22 protein-coding genes and 2 tRNA genes are annotated in these 24583 nt (G+C 69.8%); 22 read left to right on the forward strand and 2 right to left on the reverse strand.

The genetic code is table 11. The annotated features are described in order from the left end of the window. Positions 1-25 precede the first annotated feature (25 nt). The 8 genes from ACIRJR_RS11230 to rfbC all read left to right on the forward strand — a co-directional run bounded on the left by ACIRJR_RS11230 (position 26) and on the right by rfbC (position 11047). Positions 26-2131, forward strand: coding sequence for a hypothetical protein (locus ACIRJR_RS11230; protein ID WP_403777312.1), 2106 nt, complete (start codon positions 26-28; stop codon positions 2129-2131). Positions 2132-2385: 254 nt separating this feature from the next. Continuing rightward, on the forward strand, positions 2386-3633 hold the full coding sequence (locus tag ACIRJR_RS11235; RefSeq protein ID WP_403777315.1) for a glycosyltransferase family 2 protein: 1248 nt from the start codon (positions 2386-2388) through the stop codon (positions 3631-3633). A 319-nt stretch (positions 3634-3952) separates the two neighbouring features. Continuing rightward, entirely contained in the window at positions 3953-5020 is a 1068-nt protein-coding gene (locus tag ACIRJR_RS11240; RefSeq protein WP_403777318.1) for a glucose-1-phosphate thymidylyltransferase, read from the forward strand. After that, entirely contained in the window at positions 5017-6003 is a 987-nt protein-coding gene (gene rfbB, locus ACIRJR_RS11245) for a dTDP-glucose 4,6-dehydratase (protein WP_403777321.1), read from the forward strand. Before ACIRJR_RS11240 ends, rfbB begins: the two co-directional genes overlap by 4 nt. 127 nt (positions 6004-6130) lie before the next feature. Continuing rightward, a complete protein-coding gene (gene rfbD, locus ACIRJR_RS11250) occupies positions 6131-7009 on the forward strand; it encodes a dTDP-4-dehydrorhamnose reductase (protein WP_403777324.1) in 879 nt (292 codons plus the stop codon). A gap of 228 nt (positions 7010-7237) precedes the next feature. Continuing rightward, positions 7238-8083 carry a hypothetical protein gene (locus tag ACIRJR_RS11255; protein ID WP_403777327.1) on the forward strand — a complete coding sequence of 282 codons (846 nt, stop codon included), beginning with the start codon at positions 7238-7240 and terminating at the stop codon, positions 8081-8083. Between the two features lie 307 nt (positions 8084-8390). Continuing rightward, positions 8391-10364, forward strand: coding sequence for a glycosyltransferase family 2 protein (locus tag ACIRJR_RS11260; RefSeq protein WP_403777331.1), 1974 nt, complete (start codon positions 8391-8393; stop codon positions 10362-10364). Between the two features lie 86 nt (positions 10365-10450). After that, a complete protein-coding gene (gene rfbC / locus ACIRJR_RS11265; RefSeq protein ID WP_403777334.1) occupies positions 10451-11047 on the forward strand; it encodes a dTDP-4-dehydrorhamnose 3,5-epimerase in 597 nt (198 codons plus the stop codon). Positions 11048-11213: 166 nt separating this feature from the next. On the opposite strand, the gene ACIRJR_RS11270 is transcribed toward rfbC, so the two are convergent. Further along, the gene (locus tag ACIRJR_RS11270; protein WP_403777337.1) at positions 11214-12641 is read right to left on the reverse strand and encodes a polysaccharide pyruvyl transferase family protein; all 1428 of its coding nucleotides are present in this window, start codon (positions 12639-12641) and stop codon (positions 11214-11216) included. A gap of 296 nt (positions 12642-12937) precedes the next feature. On the opposite strand from ACIRJR_RS11270, the gene proB reads away from it, so the two are divergent. The 5 genes from proB to ACIRJR_RS11295 all read left to right on the forward strand — a co-directional run bounded on the left by proB (position 12938) and on the right by ACIRJR_RS11295 (position 18282). Continuing rightward, entirely contained in the window at positions 12938-14056 is a 1119-nt protein-coding gene (gene proB, locus ACIRJR_RS11275; RefSeq protein WP_403777340.1) for a glutamate 5-kinase, read from the forward strand. A 129-nt stretch (positions 14057-14185) separates the two neighbouring features. After that, on the forward strand, positions 14186-14671 hold the full coding sequence (locus ACIRJR_RS11280) for a hypothetical protein (protein ID WP_403777343.1): 486 nt from the start codon (positions 14186-14188) through the stop codon (positions 14669-14671). 220 nt (positions 14672-14891) lie between these two features. Further along, positions 14892-16175 (forward strand): glutamate-5-semialdehyde dehydrogenase, encoded by a 1284-nt coding sequence (locus ACIRJR_RS11285; protein WP_403777346.1) that lies wholly within the window; start codon positions 14892-14894, stop codon positions 16173-16175. A gap of 74 nt (positions 16176-16249) precedes the next feature. Next, positions 16250-16837, forward strand: a complete 588-nt coding sequence (locus ACIRJR_RS11290) for a hypothetical protein (protein ID WP_403777349.1) — start codon at positions 16250-16252, stop codon at positions 16835-16837. 320 nt (positions 16838-17157) lie between these two features. Then, positions 17158-18282: a hypothetical protein gene (locus ACIRJR_RS11295; protein WP_403777352.1), complete on the forward strand. Its 1125-nt coding sequence runs from the start codon at positions 17158-17160 to the stop codon at positions 18280-18282. Here the strand turns inward: ACIRJR_RS11295 and ACIRJR_RS11300 are convergent. After that, on the reverse strand, positions 18212-19342 hold the full coding sequence (locus ACIRJR_RS11300) for a M48 family metallopeptidase (RefSeq protein WP_403777355.1): 1131 nt from the start codon (positions 19340-19342) through the stop codon (positions 18212-18214). The two genes, ACIRJR_RS11295 and ACIRJR_RS11300, sit on opposite strands and share 71 nt — an antisense overlap. A gap of 110 nt (positions 19343-19452) precedes the next feature. On the opposite strand from ACIRJR_RS11300, the gene ACIRJR_RS11305 reads away from it, so the two are divergent. From ACIRJR_RS11305 to ACIRJR_RS11345, 9 genes are all read left to right on the forward strand, one after another. Continuing rightward, positions 19453-19605 carry a hypothetical protein gene (locus ACIRJR_RS11305; RefSeq protein ID WP_403777358.1) on the forward strand — a complete coding sequence of 51 codons (153 nt, stop codon included), beginning with the start codon at positions 19453-19455 and terminating at the stop codon, positions 19603-19605. Between the two features lie 84 nt (positions 19606-19689). Continuing rightward, a complete protein-coding gene (locus tag ACIRJR_RS11310; protein WP_164493695.1) occupies positions 19690-19851 on the forward strand; it encodes a hypothetical protein in 162 nt (53 codons plus the stop codon). A 38-nt stretch (positions 19852-19889) separates the two neighbouring features. After that, positions 19890-20507, forward strand: a complete 618-nt coding sequence (gene nadD / locus ACIRJR_RS11315; protein ID WP_403777361.1) for a nicotinate-nucleotide adenylyltransferase — start codon at positions 19890-19892, stop codon at positions 20505-20507. 19 nt (positions 20508-20526) lie between these two features. After that, positions 20527-22284 (forward strand): LCP family protein, encoded by a 1758-nt coding sequence (locus ACIRJR_RS11320; protein ID WP_403777364.1) that lies wholly within the window; start codon positions 20527-20529, stop codon positions 22282-22284. Between the two features lie 60 nt (positions 22285-22344). Further along, a complete protein-coding gene (gene rsfS / locus ACIRJR_RS11325) occupies positions 22345-22776 on the forward strand; it encodes a ribosome silencing factor (RefSeq protein ID WP_006124372.1) in 432 nt (143 codons plus the stop codon). Beyond that, positions 22773-23426: a histidine phosphatase family protein gene (locus tag ACIRJR_RS11330; RefSeq protein WP_403778702.1), complete on the forward strand. Its 654-nt coding sequence runs from the start codon at positions 22773-22775 to the stop codon at positions 23424-23426. Before rsfS ends, ACIRJR_RS11330 begins: the two co-directional genes overlap by 4 nt. A gap of 116 nt (positions 23427-23542) precedes the next feature. Next, positions 23543-23615: transfer RNA gene (locus ACIRJR_RS11335), tRNA-Ala, on the forward strand. Between the two features lie 423 nt (positions 23616-24038). After that, positions 24039-24272, forward strand: coding sequence for a hypothetical protein (locus ACIRJR_RS11340; RefSeq protein WP_056785441.1), 234 nt, complete (start codon positions 24039-24041; stop codon positions 24270-24272). A gap of 156 nt (positions 24273-24428) precedes the next feature. Next, positions 24429-24501 (forward strand) — tRNA-Ala (locus tag ACIRJR_RS11345). The last annotated feature ends 82 nt before the right edge of the window (positions 24502-24583 follow it).

Genomic DNA, 24583 nt, shown 5'->3' on the forward strand with positions numbered 1-24583 from the left:
GATGATGCTGGGTTATCCCTGCGTCATGATCGCCGCTCTTCTCCCCGATATCTGGTTCTTCGCGGCGGCCACGGCTGTCACGTACATCGCGGACTGGTACCTCCACCAGCGCGGCAGCTATCTGGTCAACCGGCTCGGAAAGGTGCGGGCGGGGCTTTCCATCCGCTTCCTGCTCCGCCAGCTGATGATCATCCTGCTCCTGGCCCGGCTGGACCTCGCCCAGGAGCCGCTGTTCTACGCGGCTGTCGCGTGCTTCCTCCTCTTCTACGGCCTGCAGGCCCCGCACGGCGCGCTGACGACGCTGATCCGGCTGCGCCGGAGCCTGCCGATCGTCACCCGCAACGTGGACCTGCACGCCGTCCGCATCCCCGACGGCCCGCCGCGCGCGCTGCTGCACCGGGCCAGCGAGAAGATGCTCCACCTCGACCTCCCCGCGGTGGCGGGCGTCCTGATCGCCGCCGGCACCGGCGAGGACGTCCTCGGCTACATCGGCGCGGCCGTGACGCTGCTGCTGGCCCTCGGCTACAACGCCGTGCTCGTCCCGTACCTGCGCAAGAACCGCCAGGCGCCCTCGGCCCCCGTGGTGCTGCAGGCCCTGGACACCTGGCTGGGCGAGTACCAGCCGACCGTCGTGCTCTACTTCTCCGGATCCAGCGAGTCCGCCTACCAGGGCAACATGTGGCTGGAGACCATGGCGGCCGTCGAGGGGCGCCCCCTGATCGTCATGCGTGAGCGGGGACTGGTGTCGCAGCTCGCGGACACCTCCGTACCCGTGGTCTGCGTACCGGCCGGCACGCACCTGATGAACCTGGACCTCTCCACGGTCCGTGTGTGTCTGTATCCGGCCAATGTCGGCAAGAACATCCACATGCTGCGCGTCCCGACCATGAAGCACGTCTTCATCGGCCACGGCGACAGCGACAAGCTGGCCAGCGTCAACCCCTACTCCAAGGTGTACGACGAGGTGTGGACGGCCGGCCGTGCGGGCCGCGACCGCTACGCCCTGGCCGATGTCGGCATCCGCGACGAGGACATCGTCGAGGTCGGGCGGCCCCAGCTGGCGCCGATCGAGAGCTGGACCGGCGCCACGAGGAACCCCGTTCCGACGGTCCTGTACGCCCCCACCTGGGAGGGCTGGGACGACAACCCCGGCAACACGTCCGTGCTCCTGGCCGGCGAGAACATCGTCCGCCGGCTGCTCACGGCGGACAGCCCGGTCCGGGTCATCTACAAGCCGCACCCCTTCACCGGTATCCGCAGCGCCAAGGCCAAGGCCGTGAACGCCAGGATCCAGAGCCTGATCGCCACCGCCGCGCGGCAGCGTGCCGCGGAGCCCCGCTGGGCGAAGGAGGCCGCCGCCGCCGCGGCCGGCCAGAGTGCGGCGAAGGCGGAAATGGTCCGTGTCGAGGCCCGTCTGGCGGAGCTGGCGAAGCCGGCCCGCGCCGGCGGCGACGAGTCGGACGAGTCGAGGCTCGCGCTCGCCGACCCGGCCCGCCAGACCGAGATCTCCAGGCTCCGGGCCGAGTGGAACGACGCCTACTGGCGCTCCTTCGGCTGGTGGGAGCACACGACGGTGACCGGCGCGCAGCCGAAGCTGTACGACTGCTTCAACCAGTCCGACGCCATGGTCTCGGACATCTCCAGCGTGGTGTCCGACTTCATCGCGAGCGGTAAGCCGTACGCGGTCACGGACTCCGGCGAGCTCGGCGCGGACGAGTTCAAGCGGCAGAACACCGCCGTGAGGGCCGCCGTCATCCTCTCCAACAGCGCCGAGGAGATCGACGAGCTGCTGCGGGCCGTGGCCGATCCGTCGACGGACCCGCTGGCCGAGGCCCGGCACGAGCTGAAGACCTACCTCCTGGGTCCGGACGAGCCGACCTCCATGGAGCAGTTCAACGCCGCGGTCCTGGCCCTCGCGGCCAAGGCCGAGGCCCGCAACGCGGGTGTCGCGCAACGTGTCGGCGGGCAGCAGCCCGCCGCGCCCCTGCCGGACCCCGAGGCGGAGTCCAGCGGCGCGGGCGACGGCGCCGCCGAGATCATCGCCGAGGCCGACGCCGCGGCCGACCCGGATGTGCCGGACGCGCCGGAGGCCGACGCCGGAATAGGGGCGGGTCCCACGGCGATCCGCTGACCACGGAGTATCCGGCCGACGATGGATCGCGGGGTGACGGTCGCGCGCCGACCGTTCACCTGATGTTATCCAGTCGTTATCTCCTGGTTCGAAGGTCGTCCGATTTTCGACACAACCCGCACGACGGCCCGTCCGTCTCCTCCTGAGGGAGGGGAACGTACGGGCCGTTCGGCGTGTCCGTGCCTGGAGCGGGGTGCACGCCGTCGTTCCATCGTTTCTCCAGACCAGTACGCTTTTGTGTGAACCGGGGAGAGATGGGCATTACCAGCACACCAGATGTGACCGTGATCATCGGCGCCTACGAAGCGATGCCGTATCTGATCCGCTGCCTGGAGTCCGTCGAGGCGCAGACGCTTCCGGCCGGGCGCATGGAGATCGTGGCTGTCGACGACGGCTCGACCGACGGCACGGGGGAGTACCTGGAGGAGTTCGCCGCCAGGACCGCCATCGAGATGCGAGTGGTCCGTCAGGAGAACTCCGGCGGTCCGAGCGGCCCGCGCAACGTCGGCATCGGGCTCGCCCGCGGCCGGTACGTCTTCTTCCTCGACGCGGACGACTACTTCGGCGAGGAGGCCCTGGAGCGGATGGTCGCGATGGGCGACCGGGCCGGCACCGACGTGGTGCTCGGCAAGGTGATCGGCGTCAACAGGGGGGCGCCCAAGTCGATGTGGTCGCGGACCGAGGAGCGCGTCGACGTCCACCGGTCCAAGGTCATCTACACGCTCAGCGCGCAGAAGCTCTTCCGGCGTGACCTGCTGGAACGCATCGGGCTGCGTTTCGACGAGCGGCTCGAGACCGGTGAGGACGCCCTCTTCACGATGGAGGCGTATCTGCGCGGTGCCGGGGTCTCCGTCGTCGCGGACTACGTCTGCTACCACCTCGTCGGCCGCGACGACGGCAAGCACGCCACCAAGAGGGGCAGTTACACGCTGCGCTTCGACGCGATGGAAGCCATGATGGCGCTCATCCACAGGCTGGAGCCCGCCGGTCCGAAGCGCGACCAGCTCATGGTCAGGCCCTTCACGGTCGGAATGCTCCAGCAGTTCGGCTTCGGCCTGCTGAAGCGTCCGCCGGAGGAGCAGCGGCACAAGATGGAGCTCGCGGCTCCTCTGATGCGGAGCTACTGGACGGACGGCGTCGCAGGGAGGATCAAGGTGGCCGAGCGGCTGAGGCTGGCCTGCGTCGCGCGCGGCCGCCTCGACCTGCTGACCGACATATTGAGGTACCTCCGGTCCGACGAAGTACCGGATCTGGTGAGCTCGGACCGCGGCGACAGGCTCTTCCTCGCCTATCCGCACTTCCGGGACGCGGACGCCGGACTCCGGGACTCCGACTACGAGGTCACAGTCCCGGACTGGCGCGGCGGTGACCGTGTCAGCAGGCCGAAGCGCGCGCGAGGGGCGTCGCCGCAGCAGTCGTCCACGGCGCGGCGCGTCGCCCGGCGGGTGCGCAGGGGCCTCCGCGGTTGGCGCTCCCGACTGAGCGGGGCCGACCGCCCCTAGAGTCTCTCGTCCGGGGGAGTGCAGGCTCGCGTGCCCCGGCACCGCACTCCCCCGGACTCCGCCCGGGGGTGCCCCACGCGGCGTCGCCGCCGGTCGTCGGCGACTCCCTCCTCCGCCTCACGACGCACGGCACCGGGCCCTGCTTTTCGGCCCGGCCCGATCCGGGCGAAGGGCCATGGTCCACCTGGCGCTCGCCGGGGGCCGTCAGCGTCCTCCGTGAGTGTCCGGTGGCGGTGCTGCGGAGGAACACCGAGTTAAGCTCGCACCATTCTCGTGATCCCTCGCATGACCCACACATCATCATCGGGACAGGAGCAACGTGAAGGCTCTCGTACTCTCCGGCGGGGCGGGCACCCGCCTGCGCCCCATCACGCACACGTCTGCCAAGCAACTGGTTCCGGTGGCGAACAAGCCCGTTCTCTTCTACGGGCTCGAAGCCATCGCGGAGGCCGGGATCACCGATGTCGGCATCATCGTGGGTGACACGGCGCGGGAGATCCGCGAGGCGGTCGGCGACGGCTCCGCGCTCGGCATCGACGTCACGTACATCCCGCAGGACGAGCCGCTCGGCCTGGCCCACGCGGTGCTCATCGCACGCGATTTCCTGGGGGACGACGACTTCGTCATGTACCTCGGGGACAACTTCATCGTCGGTGGCATCAAGGGCCTGGTCGAGGAGTTCCGCGCGGACCGCCCCGAGGCCCAGATCCTGCTGACGAAGGTCCCCAACCCGACCGCCTTCGGAGTCGCGGAACTCGACGCCGAGGGAAGGGTGGCCTCGCTCGAGGAGAAGCCCGAGGAGCCGAAGAGCGACCTGGCGCTCGTGGGCGTGTACCTCTTCACCCCCGCCGTCCACGAGGCCGTGCGAGCGATCGAGCCGTCCTGGCGCGGCGAGCTGGAGATCACCCACGCCATCCAATGGCTGATCGACCATCGGCACGACGTCCGCTCCACGACCATCGCCGGGTACTGGAAGGACACCGGCAACGTCACCGACATGCTGGAGGTCAACCGTTCCGTCCTGGAGACGCTGAAGCCCGTCACGAACGGGACGGTCGACGAGAGCAGCGAGATCATCGGACGGGTGCGGATCGAGGCGGGGGCGCGCATCACCAGCAGCCGCATCGTCGGCCCGGTCATCATCGGAGCGGACGCGGTCATCCGCGACTCGTACGTCGGTCCGTTCACCTCGGTGTCGGAGGGCTGCCGGATCCTGGACAGCGAGATCGAGTACTCCATCGTCCTGCGCGGCGCCTCCATCTCCGGAGTGCGCCGCATCGAGGCGTCGCTCATCGGCCGGGAGGTCGAAGTGACCCCCGCACCCCGCAACCAGTCCGTCCACCGACTGGTGCTCGGTGACCACAGCAAGGTGCAGATCTCCTCATGACGACCCACATCCTGGTGACCGGCGGGGCCGGATTCATCGGCTCCCACTACGTCCGTACCGTGCTGGGGCCCGAGGGTCCTGGTGATGTCGCCGTCACCGTCCTCGACAAGCTCACGTACGCGGGCAATCCGGCCAACCTCGACGAGGTGCGCGGCCACCCGCGCTTCGCCTTCGTGCAGGGCGACATCTGCGACACCGAACTGGTCGGCAAGCTGATGGCCGAGCACGACCAGGTCGTGCACTTCGCCGCCGAGTCCCACGTGGACCGCTCCATCGACGGCGGCGCCGAGTTCGTCCGCACGAACGTCGTGGGCACGCACACCCTGATCCACGCCGCGCACCTGGCCGGCGTCAAGACCTTCGTGCACATCTCGACGGACGAGGTCTACGGCTCGATCGACGAGGGCTCCTGGCCCGAGACGCACCCGCTGGAGCCCAACTCGCCGTACTCCGCGGCCAAGGCGTCCAGTGACCTGATCGCCCTCTCGTACCACCGCACGCACGGCCTCGACGTGAGGGTGACCCGCTGCTCCAACAACTACGGGCACCACCACTTCCCCGAGAAGGTCATCCCGCTCTTCGTCACCAACCTCCTGGACGGCAAGACCGTGCCGCTGTACGGCGACGGCGCCCATGTGCGCGACTGGCTGCACATCGACGACCACGTCCAGGGCATCGAACTGGTCCGCACGAAGGGCCGCGCGGGCGAGGTCTACAACATCGGCGGTGGTACCGAGCTCTCCAACAAGGAGCTCACGGGGCTGCTCCTGGAGGCCTGCGGTGCCGACTGGGAGACGAGCGTCGTCCACGTCGAGGACCGCAAGGGCCACGACCGCCGCTACTCGGTGGACTGCACGAAGATCCGCGAGGAGCTCGGTTACGAGCCCCGCACGGACTTCGTCACCGGCCTCGCCGAGACCGTGCGGTGGTACCGCGACAACAGGGCGTGGTGGGAGCCGCTGAAGGACCGGGCGGCGCTGTAGAGCCCGTGAGGCGGAGGAGCCGGACACAGAGGGAAACCGTGGGGCCGGTCACCGGCCGGCGCGTCGTCACCGCGCCTGCCCCGGCCCACGGACAGGGCCACAGGAGCAACGGAAGGCAGGGTGCGGTATGAGCGGCAGCTGGTTGGTCACAGGCGCGGGCGGGATGCTCGGACAGGATCTCCTGGCCCGGCTGGCACGGGCCGGCGAGACCACCGTCGGCATGGACCGCGAAGCCCTGGACATCACCGATGCCGGTGCCGTGCGCGAGGCCCTGGAGAAGTACCGCCCGGCGGTCGTCGTCAACTGCGCCGCCTGGACGGCGGTGGACGACGCCGAGGCCCGGGAGGACGAGGCGCTGCGCGTCAACGGCGACGGCCCCCGCCTGCTCGCCGGGATGTGTGCCGAGCGCGGAGCCGTACTGATCCAGGTCTCCACCGACTACGTGTTCGACGGAGCGGGTGACGCCCCCTACGGGGAGCACGCCCCCACTGCGCCCCGCAGCGCGTACGGACGTACCAAGCTGGCCGGGGAACGGGCGGTCCTCTCGCTGCTGCCCGACACGGGATACGTCGTCCGGACCGCCTGGCTCTACGGTGCGGGAGGAGGCAACTTCGCCCGCACGATGATCAAGCTCGAGGGGATCAAGGACACCCTGGACGTCGTGGACGACCAGAGCGGCCAGCCCACCTGGACCGTCGACCTCGCAGACCGCCTCGTACGCCTGGGGCAGGGAGCTCTGGCCGGCACGGCACCGGCGGGTGTCTACCACGGGACCAGCGGCGGCGAGACGACCTGGTTCGGCTACGCGCGGGCCGTCTTCGAGCAGCTGGGAGCCGATCCGGAGCGTGTCCGCCCGACCACCGGCGCGGCTCTCGCGCGGCCGGCGCCCAGGCCCGCGTACAGCGTGCTCGGACACGACCGCTGGACGGAGGCGGGAATCGAGCCCATCAGGCACTGGCGGAAGGCGCTGGCCGAGGCCTTCCCGGATCTGCGGGGCACTTCTTGAACATTTGGTGATTGCCGACCGTCGCCCGGACGCAGTAAGTTCACTGCCCATCAGGCCGGTCGACGCACGGCGAAGAGATTTCGGTGCACAGGCTTTTCCTGGGCGGGCAGTGCCGGGCGAAGCGGAACTGCGCCGTGGATTTTTGAAGTCCGGCCCGGCCGGAATTCGGGTGCCACACTCACCATCGTGACGCCTTGGCAGTGTTCCACGCGGAAGGGGATCCGTAACATGGCAACACAGACGGCTGCGAAGAGGATGGTAAGGAAGATCGTCGGGGAGAAGGGATGGAAGCAGCTGCGCCGGTACCGGCGAAAATTCGCGGGCGCGCCCACTCCCGCTCCCCGGCCTGCCGCTCCTACGGGGATCGACGCGATCTCGCACGACCTGTGCAAGCTCGCGAAGCATTTCAGGACGGACAAGTGGGGGACCCATCGATATGCGCAGCACTACCAGACGCACCTTCAGCACCTGAAGGACGACTCCATCAATCTGCTGGAGATCGGCGTCGGCGGTTACAGCAGGGCGGGTCAGGGGGGCGCCTCGCTGCGCATGTGGAAGCACTTCTTCCCCAAGGCGCAGATCTACGGGATGGACATCCAGGACAAGTCGTTCGTCGACGAGGACCGGATCACCACCTTCATCGGTGATCAGTCGGACCCCGGCTCCCTCGTCGGTGTCGCCTCGAAGACCGGCACGCTGGACGTCATCATCGATGACGGCAGTCACCTCAGCCCGCACATCCTCACGACGTTCGAGACGCTCTTCCCGTTGCTCAAGGACGGCGGAATCTACGCGATCGAGGACACGCAGACCTCGTACTGGCCGGAGTGGCAGGGCAGCGAGGACCGGAATGATCCGAAGACGAGCATGTCGATGCTGAAAAGGCTGGCCGACGGCCTGAACTACGAGGAGTTCGTGGACGCCGACTACGAACCGTCCTACAGCGATCTCAATATCGTGGCCATGCACTTCTATCACAACCTGGTCATCATTGAAAAAGGCAAGAACGCCGAGGGGACGAACAAGAAGCGGGTGCTCAAGAAGCGCTACAGCCAGGACGGCGTCAAGCCCTGAATTCTTGAACCGGGAGCCCGCTCCCGGAGCTGCCGGGTCCTGGAATCCGCTCAAGGATTTCAGGGGCCGGTGCTCACGCCTTCTGCCGTCCGGTCCGGCCGCTCGCCGGTGGCTGCGTTCTTTACCGTCCGGTCCGTCCGCTCGCCGGTGGCCACGTTCCCTGCCGTCCGGTCCGGCCGCTCATCGTCTTCATCCGAATGCTGTGAATCCGCTCGATGTGAGGCATCTGCGCCTTCGATACATTCGGAGGGACTGCCCCGGGTGGGATGCGGCGCCGGCTTTTCCTGATCACTCAATGGGGTTCTGAATGTCCGTCAAGGTCAGTGTCGTCATTCCGGTCTACAACCCGGGTGAGTACATCGAGGACTGCATCTCCGCACTGCTGCGGCAGAGCCTGCCGGAGGACGAGTACGAGGCGATCTTCGTCGACGACGGTTCCACGGACGCCACCCCCGCCCGCCTGGACGCGCTCGCCGCCGCGCACCCGAACATCCGGGTCGTCCACCAGGAGCCTTCGGGCTGGTCCGGCAAGCCGCGCAACGTCGGAACGGCGCTGGCCCGGGGCGAGTTCGTCATGTACGTCGACAACGACGACTGGCTGGGCGACGAAGCGCTGGAGCGGATGTACCGCTACGGCGTGGAGAACGGCTCCGATGTCGTCGTCGGGAAGATGGTGGGCAAGGGGCGTCCGGTCCCGGTGGAGCTCTTCCGGGTCAACCGCCCGCGGGCCAGTGTCTCCGACTCCCCGCTGATGGACAGCCTGACGCCGCACAAGATGTTCCGCAGGGAGTTCCTGGAGCGCAACAACATCACGTGGCGTGAGGGCCGAAGACGCCTCGAGGACCATGTCTTCGTCGTGGAGACCTACCTGCGGGCCGCGAACGTCTCCGTGCTCAGTGACTACCTGTGCTACTACCACATCAAACGTGACGACGCCTCCAACGCCGGCTTCCAGCGGTTCGACCCCGTCGGCTACTTCGCCAACCTCCGCGAAGCGCTGGACATCGTCGAGAAGTACACGGAGCCGGGCGCGCTGCGGGACAGTCTCTTCCGCCGCTGGCTGCGCAACGAGATGGTCGAGCGGCTGCGCGGCAAACGCCTGCTGAACCTCCCGGAGGACCACCGGAAGGAGCTCTTCACCGAGATCCGGGGCGTGGTCACCGAGCGTTTCGGACCGGGCGTCGCCACCGGCATGCCGCCCACCCAGCAGATAGTCGCCGCTCTCGTCGTGGAGGACCGCCTCGCCGACATCGAGGAGATGGCGCGGTGGGAGGCCGGGATCAGGCCCGTCGGACGGCTCGACGGCCTCGGCTGGCAGGACGGTTCGCTGAAGATCGGTTTCACCGCCGAGTACCAGGCCGAGGGCCTGCCGGTGGTCTTCCGCTCGGAGGGAGGCGAGGACCTCCTCGACCCGCCGCTCGCCGAGGAGACGCTGACCACGATCGCCGGGCTCGGCGTCAGCACCGTGGCGCCCGTGGAGAAGTCCAAGGTCGATCTCGTCGTACGCCAAAGGGCCACGGCCGCCGAATTCTTCCAGCCGGTCGAATTCACCAGGGAGCGGATCCCGGCCGGTGGCGACTCCGCGTTCCGGCAGGAACTGCGGGCCACCGCGACGGTCGATCCCGAGACGGCCGCCGACGGCGCACCGCTCGGCGACGGCATCTGGGACGTCTTCGTCCGGCTCAGCTCCTGCGGCTGGACCAAGGAGGCCCGGCTGGGGGCGACACGCTCCGACCAGGTCGAGGAGGAACGGCGCGGTGCCCTGAGCGGGCCTCCGCACCGGGTGGTCCTGCCGTACTGGACCGAGCCGCACGACAACCTCTCGCTCGACGTGGACCTCGCCACCAGCCGCGTCGACCGGGACGTCCGGGGGCTCGCCCCGGAGGACGTCCTGGTCGGTGACGGGCGCGTCGAGCTGCCGCTGCCCTTCGAGGTGGACCCCGCCGCGGAGACCGGGACCGTGGCCCTGCGCTTCAAGGCGGCGGGTGCCGCGACGGTCGGTACCGAGGGGGTCCTCACCGCGCGTCCGAAGGGCGCCGTCCTCACCGCGGACCTGCCCCACGGGCTGCTCCCGGGCCGCACCTGGGACATGGGGCTGGGCCTGCCGTCGGCGAGGCGCGGCAAGCCGCGTTGGACGCCTCTTCCCACCGCTCTCCTGATCGCGGCCGACGGCACGATCACCGCCGTGCCAGCCGGGGCCGGGAGGCCCGCCGCCACTCCGAGGCGGAGATCCTTCCTCGGACGCGTGGCAGGACGGATCAAGCGCGGCCTGTTCGGCTGAGCGCACGTCCGTCGGGCGCCGCTCCCCGGCCCTGACGGACGCGCCCCGGAGCGTAGACAGGCCAGTCGAGAAAGAAGTAGAACAGCATGCGACCTCTGTCCATCGAAGGTGCCTGGGTCCACGAGCCGAAGGTGTTCCCCGACGACCGCGGCAGCTTCCACGAGTGGTTCCGCGGCGCGGACTTCCGCGCCGCGACGGGGCAGGACCTCACCCTCGTCCAGGCGAACGGCTCGGTGTCCAAGCGCGGAACCCTGCGCGGCATCCACTACGCGGACGTGCCTCCGAGCCAGGCGAAGTACGTCCAGTGCGTGCGGGGCGCCATCCTCGACGTCATTGTCGACATCCGCGTCGGCTCCCCGACGTACGGGCAGTGGGAGAGTGAGCGGCTCGACGACGTGAACCACCACGCCGTCTACCTCTCCGAGGGGCTGGGGCACGCCTTCTTCGCCCTGGGCGACGACGCCACCGTGGTGTACCTCTGCTCCGAGGGGTACGCCCCCGAGCGCGAGCACGGCATCAACCCGTTCGACCGCGAGCTCGCCGTCACCTGGCCAGAGGGCATCGCCCCCCTGCTCTCCCCGAAGGACGAGCAGGCCCCGACGCTGGCGGAGGCGGAGCAGCGGGGGCTGCTGCCCCGTTACGAGGACTGCGTCGCCTTCCGGAACCGGCTGCGCGCGCGCTGACCGCGGTCGGCGCGCCGGCGGCGCGCCGACCGGGATCCGGTCCGCCCTGCGACGCCGGCACCCACGGCCTCGCGCGTGCCCTCGGGGTCCGGCCCGGGGCACGCGTGGGACGTTGCGGCGTGGTCCGGCCCGGGGCACGCGCGTGGCATGCGCCGGGCCGTGCTCGCTACTGCTCCGGGCGCAGCAGCCTCCGGACCGGGCGGCCCACCACACGCCGGGCACGCCGGTAGGCGGACGGCCATGCTGCCGGGCCGTCGCTGCTCTGGAGTTTGATGTCGACCGGCCGGCCGGCCTTCTTCTCGAGCTGGTTGAGGAGGAGGGCGTTCTGTTCGGACAGCTCGTCCATCCGGCTCTGCATGAAGCTGAAACGGCTGCTCAGCGAATCGAGGCCGGCCTCGGTCCACGGGCGGACGGCGGGCGGCAGGGCCAGGCTGGAGAGCTGCGCGTCGAACGCCTTGCCGCGGTCGCCGTGGTGGAAGGTGTTCTCCAGGCCGTTCTTCTCCATGAAGCCGGTGAAGCGGAGGAACCTCTCCTTGTGGCCGTTCACCAGTTCGCTGAAGTCGGCCGCCTCGTACAGCTCGGCGGGGTCGATGTTCTTGGGCGTCTCGGAGATCTTGCGGTGCGGGATGCCGAAGTACCTGCACAGCTCAAGGGTCCGGGAGTCACTGCAGAGCACGGTGCTCGGGACCCCGGCCAGCAGAGCCGCGATGTTGCCGTGGATGCGTGAGCCGAACGAGAAGTCGAACGCGCGTAGCTCCTCGATCCACGTCGCCGGATCGACGTAGACCCGGACCTTGCCCTCGCGGTACATCGGGTGGGACGGATGCGTCGGCATCGAGGTCTGGGCGCCGATCGGGTTCGGCGTCTGCCGCCAGTGGAGCAGCTGGGCCTCCAGCAGGTTCTGCCCGACGAACCGCAGATGCGGATAGCGCTCGTGGGCCTGCCGGATGATGGCGTCGAGGCCGTGCGAACGTACGGCGCTGTGGGAACCGTTCACCGAGATGCGGGATTCCGCCGTGAGCGACTCCGCGCCCTTCTCGAGCGTGAAGGCCTCGCCGTTCATGAACATCGACGGGCAGCCGATGACCTCGACGTCCCGGAAGCCCATGTTCTTCAGGTACTGCTCGGTGAACTCGCCCCGCACGCCGATGGACGCGCTGCGGTTGAGCACCTCCGTGACGAACTCCCTGACCGTCGGCTCCATCGGCTTCAGCCGGTCCGCGTTGTACTTGAGGTCGGCCTGCGCGCCCACACCCAGGACGACGACGGGGATGCGCAGCTTCTTGATCAGCTGCGTCATCCGCTTCAGGGAACGCTCGAAGGTCGGACGGAACGCGTTCGCCAGCGGCACGACGAACGCGTCGAACTCCTCGTTTATGCGTCCGGCCGCAGAGGGGTCCGCGCGGATGCCGTTGGAGAAGACCTCGGCCCGCGGAGTCGTCAGGAGCTTGTGCGCCGCGTCGCTGAAGATCAGGTTGCCCGCGTTGGTCGCGAAGACGTCTCTGTGGAGGGAGTCTTCGAGCGACGCCACGTCGAAGGGGCTCTTGCCTGATCTGAGGAGGATGCGCCTCTGGCGGGTCGGTTCATGTGTCACGTAAAGAGGGTAGCCCGATGAACGGCTCGTGGAGATTACGTAAATGACTCCATTCGGGCGCATGTCGGTCAGTCGCTCACCGAGCTCCTTGCCTGTACCGGGCTCCCCGGCCGTCGGGCGGATGAGACGGCACGGTGCCCTCATGCCCCCTCGCGTAGATTGGGGGGACCGAGCAGGACGACGTGATGTGGGGACGGCCGTACGTGTCAGGGGCAAGGGAATCTCGAGGCGCGGCAGAGGGGTCCGGGAGCGCACTCCGCACACCTTCCGGCGGCGGAGCGGGGCGCAGGCCGGGTGTGACCGACGCCCGCAGAATCGTCGTCAAGGTCGGTTCCTCCTCGCTCACCACCGCGGCGGGAGGGCTTGACGCCGATCGGGTGGACGCCCTGGTCGACGCGCTCGCCAAGGTCAGGAGCGGCGGGGAGCGCGAGATCGTCCTCGTGTCCAGCGGTGCCATCGCCGCGGGCCTCGCCCCCCTCGGGCTCGTCCGCCGGCCCAAGGACCTGGCCAGGCAGCAGGCCGCCGCCAGCGTCGGGCAGGGGCTGCTCGTCGCTCGCTACACCGCCTCCTTCGCCCGCTACGGCGTACGGGTCGGACAGGTGCTCCTCACCTCCGACGACACCAGCCGGCGCGCCCACTACCGCAACGCCTACAGCACGCTCGACCAGCTGCTCGAGATGGGCGCGTTCCCCGTGGTGAACGAGAACGACACGGTGGCCACGGACGAGATCCGGTTCGGTGACAACGACCGGCTCGCCGCGCTCGTCGCCCACCTGGTCCACGCCGACCTCCTTGTGCTCCTGTCCGACGTCGACGGCCTCTACGACGGTGACCCGAGCACGCCGGGCACCTCCCGCATCGCCGAGGTGAGCGGGCCGGCCGACCTGGAGGGCGTCACCATCGGCAGCGCGGGAAAGGCGGGTGTCGGCACCGGCGGCATGGTCACCAAGGTCGAGGCGGCCCGGATCGCCACCGCCGCGGGGATCCCGGTCGTCCTCACCTCGTCGAGCCACGTCGCCGACGCCCTCGCCGGGCGGGACACCGGCACGTACTTCCACCGGACGGGGCGCCGCTCGGCGGACCGGCTGCTCTGGCTGGCCCACGCCTCGACCCCGCAGGGCGCCCTCACCCTCGACGACGGAGCCGTCCGGGCCGTCGTCGAGCGCCGGACCTCCCTGCTGCCCGCCGGGATCTCGGCCGTCGAGGGCGAGTTCTCCGCGGGGGACCCTGTGGAGCTGCGCGACACCGCCGGCCGGGCCGTCGCCCGAGGACTCGTCAACTTCGACGCCAAGGAGATCCCGCAGCTCCTCGGCCGGTCCACCCGTGACCTCGCGCGCGAACTGGGACCGGCCTACGAACGGGAAGTCGTACACAGGGACGATCTCGTCGTCCTCACGCCCCGCACGGCCCCCTGAAAAGGCTGAAAGTCCAGCCTTCGGACGGAGACCTTCACGAAAACCGCCCCACACGGGGCCCCGGGCTGGTCAACTTTGTCACGGGGACACAAGGGGTCAGCACAGCTACGCATTCACAGGAGGCCGCCGGTGAGACGAGCGCGCCCGGGGGCGCTGCCCCGCGGAACGGGCAGCCGCGCCCTGACCAGTGTCGGAGCGGGGGCCGACTTCGTCGGCGCGCCCACCGACCAGACCCTCGATCAGGAACCGGTGGTGACGGACGAGGAACGGACCCGCTCCAAGCTCTGGCACATCACCCTCAGCGTCTCCGGCAGCGAGACACCGCTGAAGGAGGTCAGACGCGGTCTGGAGCAGCTGGCGCACGACCACCCCTTCCTGCTGACCAGCCGGTACGCGAACGACCACGCCGAGATCCGCTACTGGGAAGAGGCGCGCGACCTGCACGACGCCGCGGCTGTGGCGCTGCGGCTGTGGGGGGAGCACCGCTCCAGCGCGAAGCTCCCGCCCTGGGAGATCGTCGGTCTGGAGGTCATCGACCGCGAGACCTACCACCTGCGCATCGCCGAGGGCTACGGTCCGCCACCGGCGGCCCCGGTCGGGGTGCACCCGTACTGACCGGGTGAACCGAACCGGGTGCACCCGGAGTGACCGGGCACGAGGACGGGGCGCCCCGTAGTGGCCCATCACCGGCACGGGCGGGCCGTAGCGGCCTGGTGAAGGGTCGGGAGGATCCGCGGCGACCCGCTGCGGCACGGGACGCACGCACACCCGTACGCCTGTCTCGCATCACGGGATACGTGACGGATGCCCGCAGTGTGCGCACTACCCTGCGGGCATGACCACGCTTTCGCCGTACGACAACATGTCCCCGGTCGCCCAGGCCGCCTACCGGGCACGCGCCGCCGCCGACGACATCGCGCCACTCCCGCGCGCGGCGAAGGACGACGCACTGCTGGCGATCGCGGACGCCCTCGAAGTGCGCACCAGCGAGATCGTCGACGCCAACGCCGAGGATGTCGCGAAGGCCAGGGAGGCGGGCACGAGCGAGTCGGTCGTCGACCGGCTCACACTCACCCCGGAGCGGATCCGCGCGATCGCCGCGGACACACGTGACGTGGCCGCCCTGCCCGACCCGGTGGGCGAAGTGGTCCGCGGCTCCACCCTCCCCAACGGCATCGACCTGCGCCAGGTGCGCGTGCCGCTCGGGGTGGTCGGCATCATCTACGAGGCACGGCCCAACGTGACGGTCGACGCCGCCGCCCTCTGCCTGAAGTCGGGCAACGCGGTGCTGCTGCGCGGATCCTCGTCGGCGTACGCCTCGAACAGCGCGTTGGTGAGGGTCCTGCGTGACGCGGTGGGCGGGTCCGGCCTCCCGGCGGACGCGGTGCAGCTCGTCCCGGGCGAGAGCCGCGACTCCGTCCGCGAACTGATGCGGGCCCGCGGCCTCGTCGACGTGCTGATCCCGCGCGGCGGCGCCTCGCTGATCCGTACGGTCGTGGAGGAGTCGACGGTCCCCGTCATCGAGACCGGCACGGGCAACTGCCACGTGTACGTCGACGCGCGGACCGATCTCGGCATGGCCGTGGAGATCCTCGTCAACTCCAAGGCGCAGCGCCCGAGCGTCTGCAACTCCGCCGAGACCCTCCTGGTCCACAAGGACATCGCCGCGGAGTTCCTGCCCCTGGCCCTGGACGCGCTGGCCGAAGCGGGGGTGACGGTCCACGGCGACGAGCGGGTGCTCGAGCACGCCGAGGGGTCCAAGGCCACCGTGGTGGCGGCGACCCCGGAGGACTGGGAGACCGAATACCTCTCGTACGACATCGCGGCCGCGGTCGTGGAGTCGCTGGAGGCCGCCGTGGCGCACATCCGGCTCTGGTCCTCGGGCCACACCGAGGCGATCGTCACCACCTCGCAGGCGGCGGCCCGCCGGTTCACCCAGTTGGTGGATTCCACGACGGTCGCCGTGAACGCGTCCACGCGCTTCACGGACGGCGGCCAGTTCGGATTCGGCGCGGAGATCGGCATCTCCACGCAGAAGCTGCACGCCCGCGGCCCGATGGGCCTGCCGGAACTGACGTCCACGAAGTACATCGTCACCGGTGACGGCCACATCCGTTGACCGGTGCCCCGGCGGGACTGGGCGAGTTTGCGGGCTCTCTGCCCAAAACGTCCCGCCGGGGCTACGCTGAAGCCGTGCCGGACGACGTGGGGGGCAGGCCGTTCCCGGACGGCTGGGAGCCCGACGACGACCGCGGGGGCGCTGACGAGGACTTCGCCTCCGTGGTGTTCGACGAGGACTTCGTCCGGGCCGCCGAGATCCATGAGCCCACCGCGGTCGAGCGCCTGCTGGCCGCCGCGGAGGCCCGCGCCGAGGCGGAGGCGAGCAGGGCGCGTTCGGGCGTCGGCGCCCCGGACGACGACAGCTACGGACCCGACGGCGTGTACGGCCGCGACAGGGCCTTCGGCGACTCCTTCGACCCTGACGACCCCGAGAGCGCCTACGAGGACGAGAACGGCCCCTACGGACGTCATGGCGGGTCCCTGCGCCCGTACCGGGGGGCTGCCCGCTGGCACCGGCCGGTGGCCTGGCTGCTCGCCCTGCTGATGGGGATCGGGATGGTGGCCCTGGCCTTCAGCGCCGTGTACCGCGGTGCGTCGGCCAGCCGGGAGGACCAGGTGCCGCCGCCGGCGACGAGCGGCGTCGACAAGCCTGGTGCGGTCCCCTCGGCCTCGGCCGAGTACTCGCGTCCCGCGGTCTCCGCCGTGCCCCGCACACCTTGAGCCCCGTGGCCGAGGGCGGGAGCCCCGGACGGGGCGGCCGCCCGGTGGCCGCGGGACCACGTGTCCCGCGAGGGCCCCTCCCGGCCGCGCTCCGCCTGCGCTCCCACCTGCGGGGCGTTTACCGTGATGACGATCGACCCAGTCTGAAGGTATGACCCCCTGACCCTCCTCCCGTCCCCGTCCCCGGGGAGAGGGTCACTCGCTGGTCCGATTGTCGAATCGTCCATGTGTCGAACCCGTGACGGACAGGTCCGCCCGGCGCCGAGCGGCAGAGGCGGATCCCAGCGCCCCTGCCGGCGGCGCGGAGATCGGGAGATGTCATGACAGGCCGCGGAGAACCGCCGGAAGGGCCGCCCGAGAACCCCTCGGGCGGGGAGGACGAGTACCGCTCACTCGTCTTCGACGAGTCGTTCGTGCGCGCTGCCCGGCTGCAGGAGTTCTCCGCCCAGGAGCGCATGGGCGAGCACGCGCGCGCCGTACGGTCCCTGCCGGGGCGCGGCACCCGGCGGCACCGCTCCAGGGCCGGTATCGCTCTCGTCGTGCTGATAGCGCTGGCCTTCGCCACCGCCGTCTACATCGGCTTCCGCAACCCCTACCCGGCGCCCGCCGGCAGACGGGCCGAACCGCTGCGGACCACGGTGATCCCCCTCGCCCCGCAGGGCATGGTGCCTGGCGGGACCGCCGCGTCGGTCCTCGCCGACGGCCCGGCCACGGGCCACCGCACCGGCGCCACGGGCATCAACCTGCCGTCGGTCCGGCGGACGAAGAACTTCTCCGACGGCCAGGTGACCATGGCCCTGAGCACGGTCAAGGACTACCTGGTGAACTCCTCCCTCGATCCCGACGTACTCACCGGTGGTGTCGTCCGGCCGGTGGGGCGGCTGCTCGACCCGGACCAGACGGCGCAGTTCGACCGGAGCGTGGACTCACCGGCCGACGACGGCGAGCACAGCGCCACCGGCTGGCTGGTGCGCTTCGACCCCGCCGAGGTGGAACTGGCCTCCACCGACATCCGGGTCCGGGGGACCCTCGCCTACACGGAGACGGGGGCGGACACCCTGGAAGTGGTGTCCGACCACACCTTCACCTACGCGCTCCAGCCCGCCGTGTCAGGACCGCACCGGGCGGACGGTGCCTCGCTGTTCACCGTGAGGCGGGTCCTGCACTTCCTGCTCGACCGCGAGGACATCCGGCTGCACCGGCTGGAGGTCCGCAACGCCTACGTCCAGGCCGGCCCGCAGTCCTGTTCCGCCGGGGCTTCGGGTGCCCTGCGCCCTCTGCTCGCGGGAGAGCGGTCGGACACCCGGGGCCCGGCAGGCACCGATCCCTACGCCACGGGCGTACCCACGGCAGGGCTCTGCGGCACGCTGGCCGTCAGCTCGCCGAGCCGTCCGGGCCCTCCCCGCGGTCCGGACGCCGCCAGGTCCCCTCGGAGTCGTCCGTAGCGCCGGCGCCGCTGCCCGCGTTGCCCGCACCGGCCCCGCCCGCACCGGTGAACCTGTCCCGGAGCTTTCCGCCCAGGTCGCCCGCCCCGCCCGCGATGTCGCCGACCAGCTTCATCAGCGGGTCCTTGCTGGTGCGGACCGTGTCGGCGTAGTGCGCCGCGGACTCACGGAAGGAGTCCGTCACCGACGTGTCCTTGTCCTCGTCCCGCTTGGGGTAGTGGCCGTCCATGACGCGCTGGTAGTCCCGGGTCTCCGACCACTTCTTCAGCTCGGAGGCCCGGACCGTGGTGAACGGATGCGTGCGGGGCAGGACGTTGAGGATCTTGAGCACGGAGTCGCGGAGGTCCCCGCCCTTCTCGTACTCATCGGCCTGGGCGAGGAAGGCGTCCACATTCATCTCGTGGAGGTGATTGCCCCCGGCGATCTTCATCAGGCCGCGCATCGACGCACGCAGATCCTGTCCCACCAGCAGCCCTGCCCGGTCGGCCGACAGCTCCGACTTGCGGAACCACTCGCGCAGCGCCGTCACGATCGCCATGATCGCGACGTTGCCGAGCGGGATCCACGCCACCTTGAGCGCGAGATTGGTGAGGAAGAGCAATATCGTGCGGTACACCGCGTGGCCGGAGAGCGCGTGGCCCACCTCGTGGCCCACGACGGCACGCATCTCCTCCTCGTCGAGCAGCTCCACCAGCCCGGTCGTCACGACGATGATCGGCTCGTCCAGGCCGATGCACATGGCGTTGGGCCGCGGGTCCTGGCTCACGTACATCGGGGGGACCTTCTTCAGGTCCAGGATGTAACAGGCGTCCCGCAGCATGTCGTTGAGATGGGCGAACTGGGCATCGCTCACCCGGACGGAGTCCGACAGGAAGAGCAGTCGCAGGCTGCGCTCGGGGAGCAGGCCGCTCAGCGCTTTGAACACGGTGTCGAAGCCGCTCAGCTTGCGCAGGGCCACCAGGGCCGAGCGGTCGGCCGGGTGTTCGTAGGCCCGGGAGGAGATGCCCGGGAATCGCTTGCGGTGCCTGCTCGGCACGCTCTCGTGACTGGTGTCGGTCATGGATGGCCCCCTGTTCGTACGAGACGTTGCTCGTCCCCCTGACAAAGCCAGCGTATGTGCTGGCGCTACGGTGTGCGGGGGGCTGTGGATAACTTTGAGGAGCGCCCGGAATGCCGCACACCGCCGTCTTGCTCGCCGCCGTGTCCGAGGAGCAGGGGCCGGGCAACACGCTTCGCGTCGTGCTGCTCGTCTCACTCGTCGGAGCCGCCCTGCTCGCCTGGTTCCTGCTTCGCGGATACCGCAACGACGACGACAACGACTGAGTCGGCGTGAGCGTGCCCAGGGCGCCCGCATACGATGTGCGCGACGTCTCCCTCCTGATTCCCGATGGATAGGTCCTGCAGAAGATGAGCCTCTCGAGCACCGCGCACCAGCTGGTCACCCTCGCCTCCGAAGGCGAGCAGGGTGGTAACCACGAAAGCCTCAGCCCGTACCTCACCGGTGGTGGCGCGCTCTTCGTGCTGCTGCTCCTGCTGTGGATCACCACCCGCTTCAACCGAGACCGCTGAGACAGAGACGAACGGTTGTGCCAGTAGGGTCTGCACGCATGGGAGAGCAGGAAGTGCCTACCGGCCGCGCCAGGCGCCGACTCGGCGTGATGGGCGGGACCTTTGACCCGATCCACCACGGACACCTGGTGGCGGCCAGCGAGGTGGCCGCCCACTTCCACCTCGACGAGGTCGTCTTCGTCCCGACCGGGCAGCCGTGGCAGAAGAGCCACAAGCAGGTGTCCCCGGCCGAGGACCGCTACCTCATGACGGTGATCGCGACGGCGTCCAACCCGCAGTTCTCGGTGAGCCGCAGCGACATCGACCGTGGCGGTCCGACCTACACGATCGATACGCTGCGGGACCTGCGTACGGCCCACGACGACGCGGACCTCTTCTTCATCACCGGCGCCGACGCCCTGTCCCAGATCCTGACCTGGCGGGACGCCGAGGAACTCTTCTCGCTCTCCCACTTCATCGGTGTGACCCGGCCGGGTCATGTACTGACGGACGACGGGCTCCCCGAGGGCGGGGTCTCGCTGGTGGAGGTGCCCGCGCTGGCGATCTCCTCCACGGACTGCCGTGCCAGGGTCGCGCAGGGGGAGCCGGTCTGGTACCTGGTGCCGGACGGCGTCGTCCGCTACATCGACAAGCGCCAGCTGTACCGCGGCGAATGAGCCACGGAGAGGGGCACCTGTGAACGACCGACAGAACCCGTACGACCCGTACCAGCAGCCGCAGATCATCGGCTACGACGAGTACGGGCAGCCGGTCTATCAGCAGCAGGGGCAGCAGCAGTACGACCCGTACACCCAGCAACAGCCCCAGCAGCCCCAGCAGCCCCAGCAGCCCCAGCAGGACGGGCAGTCGCAGCAGGGCTACGGCTACGACCCGTACACAGGCGCGCAGCAGTACTACGACCCGTACGCCGCCCAGCAGACCCGGCCGCAGGACCAGCCCGCACAGCAGCCGGGGTACGGGTACGACGACGGCGGTTACGGCACGTACGGCACGTACGGGCACGACACCGGCACCATGCCCGCCGTGGACGACTCCACCCAGCAGTGGAACGCGCCCCAGGCCCCTGCCGCACCGGCGTCCGCACCGCAGCCGCCGGTGCCGGAGCAGCGCCGTGAACCGGAACCGGCGGCCGAGGCCGCCGTCCCCGGACAGCGCCGCGCCGACCGTGACCACGGCACCGAGCAGTTCTCCTTCATCGAGGAGCCCGACGAGGACTCCGAAGACGTCATCGACTGGCTGAAATTCACCGAGAGCCGCAGCGAGCGGCGCGAGGAGGCACGCCGGCGCGGGCGCAACCGGATGGTCGCGCTCATAGTCGTCGTGGCTCTCGTGGTCGTCGGTGGAGCGGGCTACCTCTGGTTCGCCGGAAAGATCCCGGGAGTCCCGGGGCAGGACGAGCAGAGTGCCGCGGCGACCGGCCCGCAGAAGCGGGACGTCATCGTGGTCCACCTGCACAACACGAAGAAGGGCGGCACCTCCACGGCGCTGCTCGTCGACAACGTCACCACCGAGCAGGGCACCACCGTCCTGCTCCCCAACTCCCTGGCCGTGGCCGCGGACGACGGTTCCACCACCACACTCGGCAAGTCGGTCGACGACGACGGCTCCACCGGCACCCGAGAGGCGATCGACACGCTGCTCGGCACCAGCATCAGCGGCACCTGGCGGCTGGACACCCCGTACCTCGAGAACCTCGTCGAGCTCGTCGGCAACATCGAGGTGGACACCGACACGGACGTGCCCGACACCAAGAAGGGTGCGGCGCCGCTCGTGAACAAGGGGGAGGGGCAGACGCTGAGCGGCCAGATGGCCGTCGCGTACGCCACCTACCAGGGCGCGGGCGAACCGGAGGCGAAGCAGCTGGTGCGCTTCGGGCAGGTCATGCGCGGTGTGCTGCGCAAGCTGTCGGAGGACCCCAAGGCCGCGACCGTCACCATCGAGACCCTCGCGCAGATCCTCGACCCGTCGCTGCCGGAGCAGGACCTGGGCGCCTCGCTGGCGAAGCTCGCCGGGCACGCCAAGGTGGGTGACTACAGGACGGAGCTGCTCCCGGTCCAGAGCGACGGGACGCTCACCGAGAAGGCCACCGGAAGCGTCGTCAAGGACGTCCTGGGCGGCAAGGTGAAGGCCCCTGACCAGGGCGCGGCTGTACGCGTCGGCATCAGGAACGCCACGGGGGACACGAAGGGCACCGAGTACGCGAGGGTTCAGCTCGTCAACGGCGGATACGCCTTCGTCGACGGCGGCAAGGCGGCAGCCACGGCCTCGTCCCAGGTGGTCTACGGAGCCGCGGAGGACAAGGCGAAGGCGGTCGAGGTCGCCAAGACCCTGGGGCTGCCGGAGAGCGCCGTGAAGAAGGGCGAGCCCGCCGCGAACGCCGACGTGTCCGTGGCCCTCGGGCAGGACTACAAGATCCCCGAGCAGACGTCGTAAGGGCTGTCGGCGGTCCGTGAGACCCTAGAGGTTGATCTGACCGCCGACGAAAGCCTGCATGTGACCGCCACGGACCGCTCCATCGAGCTCATCAACGCCGCCGCCCAGGCGGCGGCCGACCGGCTCGCGCACGACATCATCGCCTACGACGTCAGCGATGTGCTGTCGATCACCGACGCCTTCCTGCTGGCCTCGGCTCCCAACGACCGCCAGGTCAAGTCGATCGTCGACGAGATCGAGGAGCGGCTTCAGAAGGAGCTCGGCGCCAAGCCGGTACGCCGCGAGGGCGACCGCGACGCCCGCTGGATCCTTCTCGACTACGTCGACATCGTGATCCATGTACAGCACAGCGAGGAGCGTGTGTTCTACGCGCTCGAGCGACTGTGGAAGGACTGCCCCGAGATCGCCCTCCCCGAGGACGCGGTCAAGACCCGGGGCAAGGCCGAGGAGCACGCCCAGCTCAACGGCGGCACGGAAGGTGACCAGAGCTGAACGGCAGCAGGAGCGGCAGGGGCCGCAAGATCGTCCTGTGGCGGCACGGCCAGACGGCGTGGAACCTCGAGCGCCGTTTCCAGGGCTCCACGGACATCGAGCTGACGGAGACCGGCGTCGGTCAGGCACGCCGCGCCGCCAGGCTGCTCGCCTCGCTGCAGCCGGACGCGATCGTGGCGTCCGACCTGCGGCGGGCAGCGGCCACGGCCGCCGAGCTGGCCTCGGTCACCGGCCTCGACGTCGCGCACGACTCCGCGCTGCGCGAGACGTACGCGGGTGCCTGGCAGGGCCTCACGCATGAGGAGATCGTCGGGCAGTACGGCGAGCAGTACGCCGCGTGGAAGCGCGGCGAGCCCGTCCGCAGGGGCGGTGGCGAACTGGAGACCGAGGTAGCCGACCGGGCCGCCCCGGTCGTGCTGGAGCACGCCGGCAAGCTTCCCGACGCGGGCACGCTCGTCGTCGTGAGCCACGGCGGCACGATCCGGACGACCATCGGACGTCTGCTCGGCCTCGATGCCCATCACTGGGAGGGGCTCGGCGGGCTCTCCAACTGCTGCTGGTCCGTGCTGGGCGAAGGTGCGCGCGGATGGCGCCTGCTCGAGCACAACGCCGGAACACTCCCCGAACCGGTGCTCGGGGACGACGATTAGCGGGTGCCCGGGGGTTCTCTCCGGGCGGCGGGGGCCGGATTTCACTTTCCGGCTCGTCGCAGGCTAAAGTTCTTCTTGTTCGCAGCGCGGAAACGCAGGGAAACACAGCGGACAGCGGGGCTATAGCTCAGTTGGTAGAGCGCCTGCATGGCATGCAGGAGGTCAGGAGTTCAATTCTCCTTAGCTCCACAGTCAAGATCCCGTCCCCGACAGGGGGCGGGATCTTTTTTTGCCAGATGCGCGATCCGGCGCGCTGATCCGCGCCGGGTGTGCTCCAACTGCCCTGGCCCGCCTGGGACAAGGGCCGACACGGCGCGCCGGGGCCTTCTTCGCAGGTGCGAGGGCCTGTCCCGTGCCCTCGCTTCAGGACAAAGGCGGTCAGCGGGACGGTCGTCCGGCTGACCCTCTTGCGGCGCCATGGCAGAATCGGAGCGCCGGAGGGGGCGACGGACCGATCGGGAGGGAGCGCGATGCCTGCGAGCCGCGTACGGGCCCCAGGCCCGTCCCTTACCCCTACGGCGACCCACGGTTCCGCTCGGACCCAGGCCCTCGGCGCCTCGCGGGAGTGCTCCCTCGCGCGCACGGCCTGCGGCCACCCCCGGGGCTGACCGGATGGGTGCACACAGGCGGAAGTGCGACTGGTGTGGCAGCGGTACGCCCATCGTCCGGGACATGGACCCCGTCAACGCGGATTTCCAGTACTGGTGCGAGGAGTGCGCGCGGGCGCTGATCATAAAAGGCGACCCCATCGAGACGTACCGGGAGCTCGAAGGGGAGCCCATCTACGGCCGGCTCCTGGAGGAGCACTGCACCCTCAAGCGGTTCTACTCCTTCGCCACCGCCTGACCAGGCGCCTTCGACCGGTTGGCGGCTGCCGGGCAACCGCTGGTCAGGGCGGTGCTCGCCGGGCATATCGGGACAGAGTGGAAACGATTTTTGATGGGCCGGGGGGACCGTGTAATGTTCTCGATGTCGCCAGGGAAACCGGGCGGAGAGCGGCACGGGGCTATAGCTCAGTTGGTAGAGCGCCTGCATGGCATGCAGGAGGTCAGGAGTTCAATTCTCCTTAGCTCCACAGTGAAGAAGCGGGTCATCCGAATCGGATGACCCCCGTCTAGTCGTTCCCCCCCCAGTAAGGGTCCGCCAGTCCCGGCGGG

The organism is Streptomyces sp. NPDC102402 (assembly GCF_044765765.1).
Classification (GTDB): domain Bacteria; phylum Actinomycetota; class Actinomycetes; order Streptomycetales; family Streptomycetaceae; genus Streptomyces.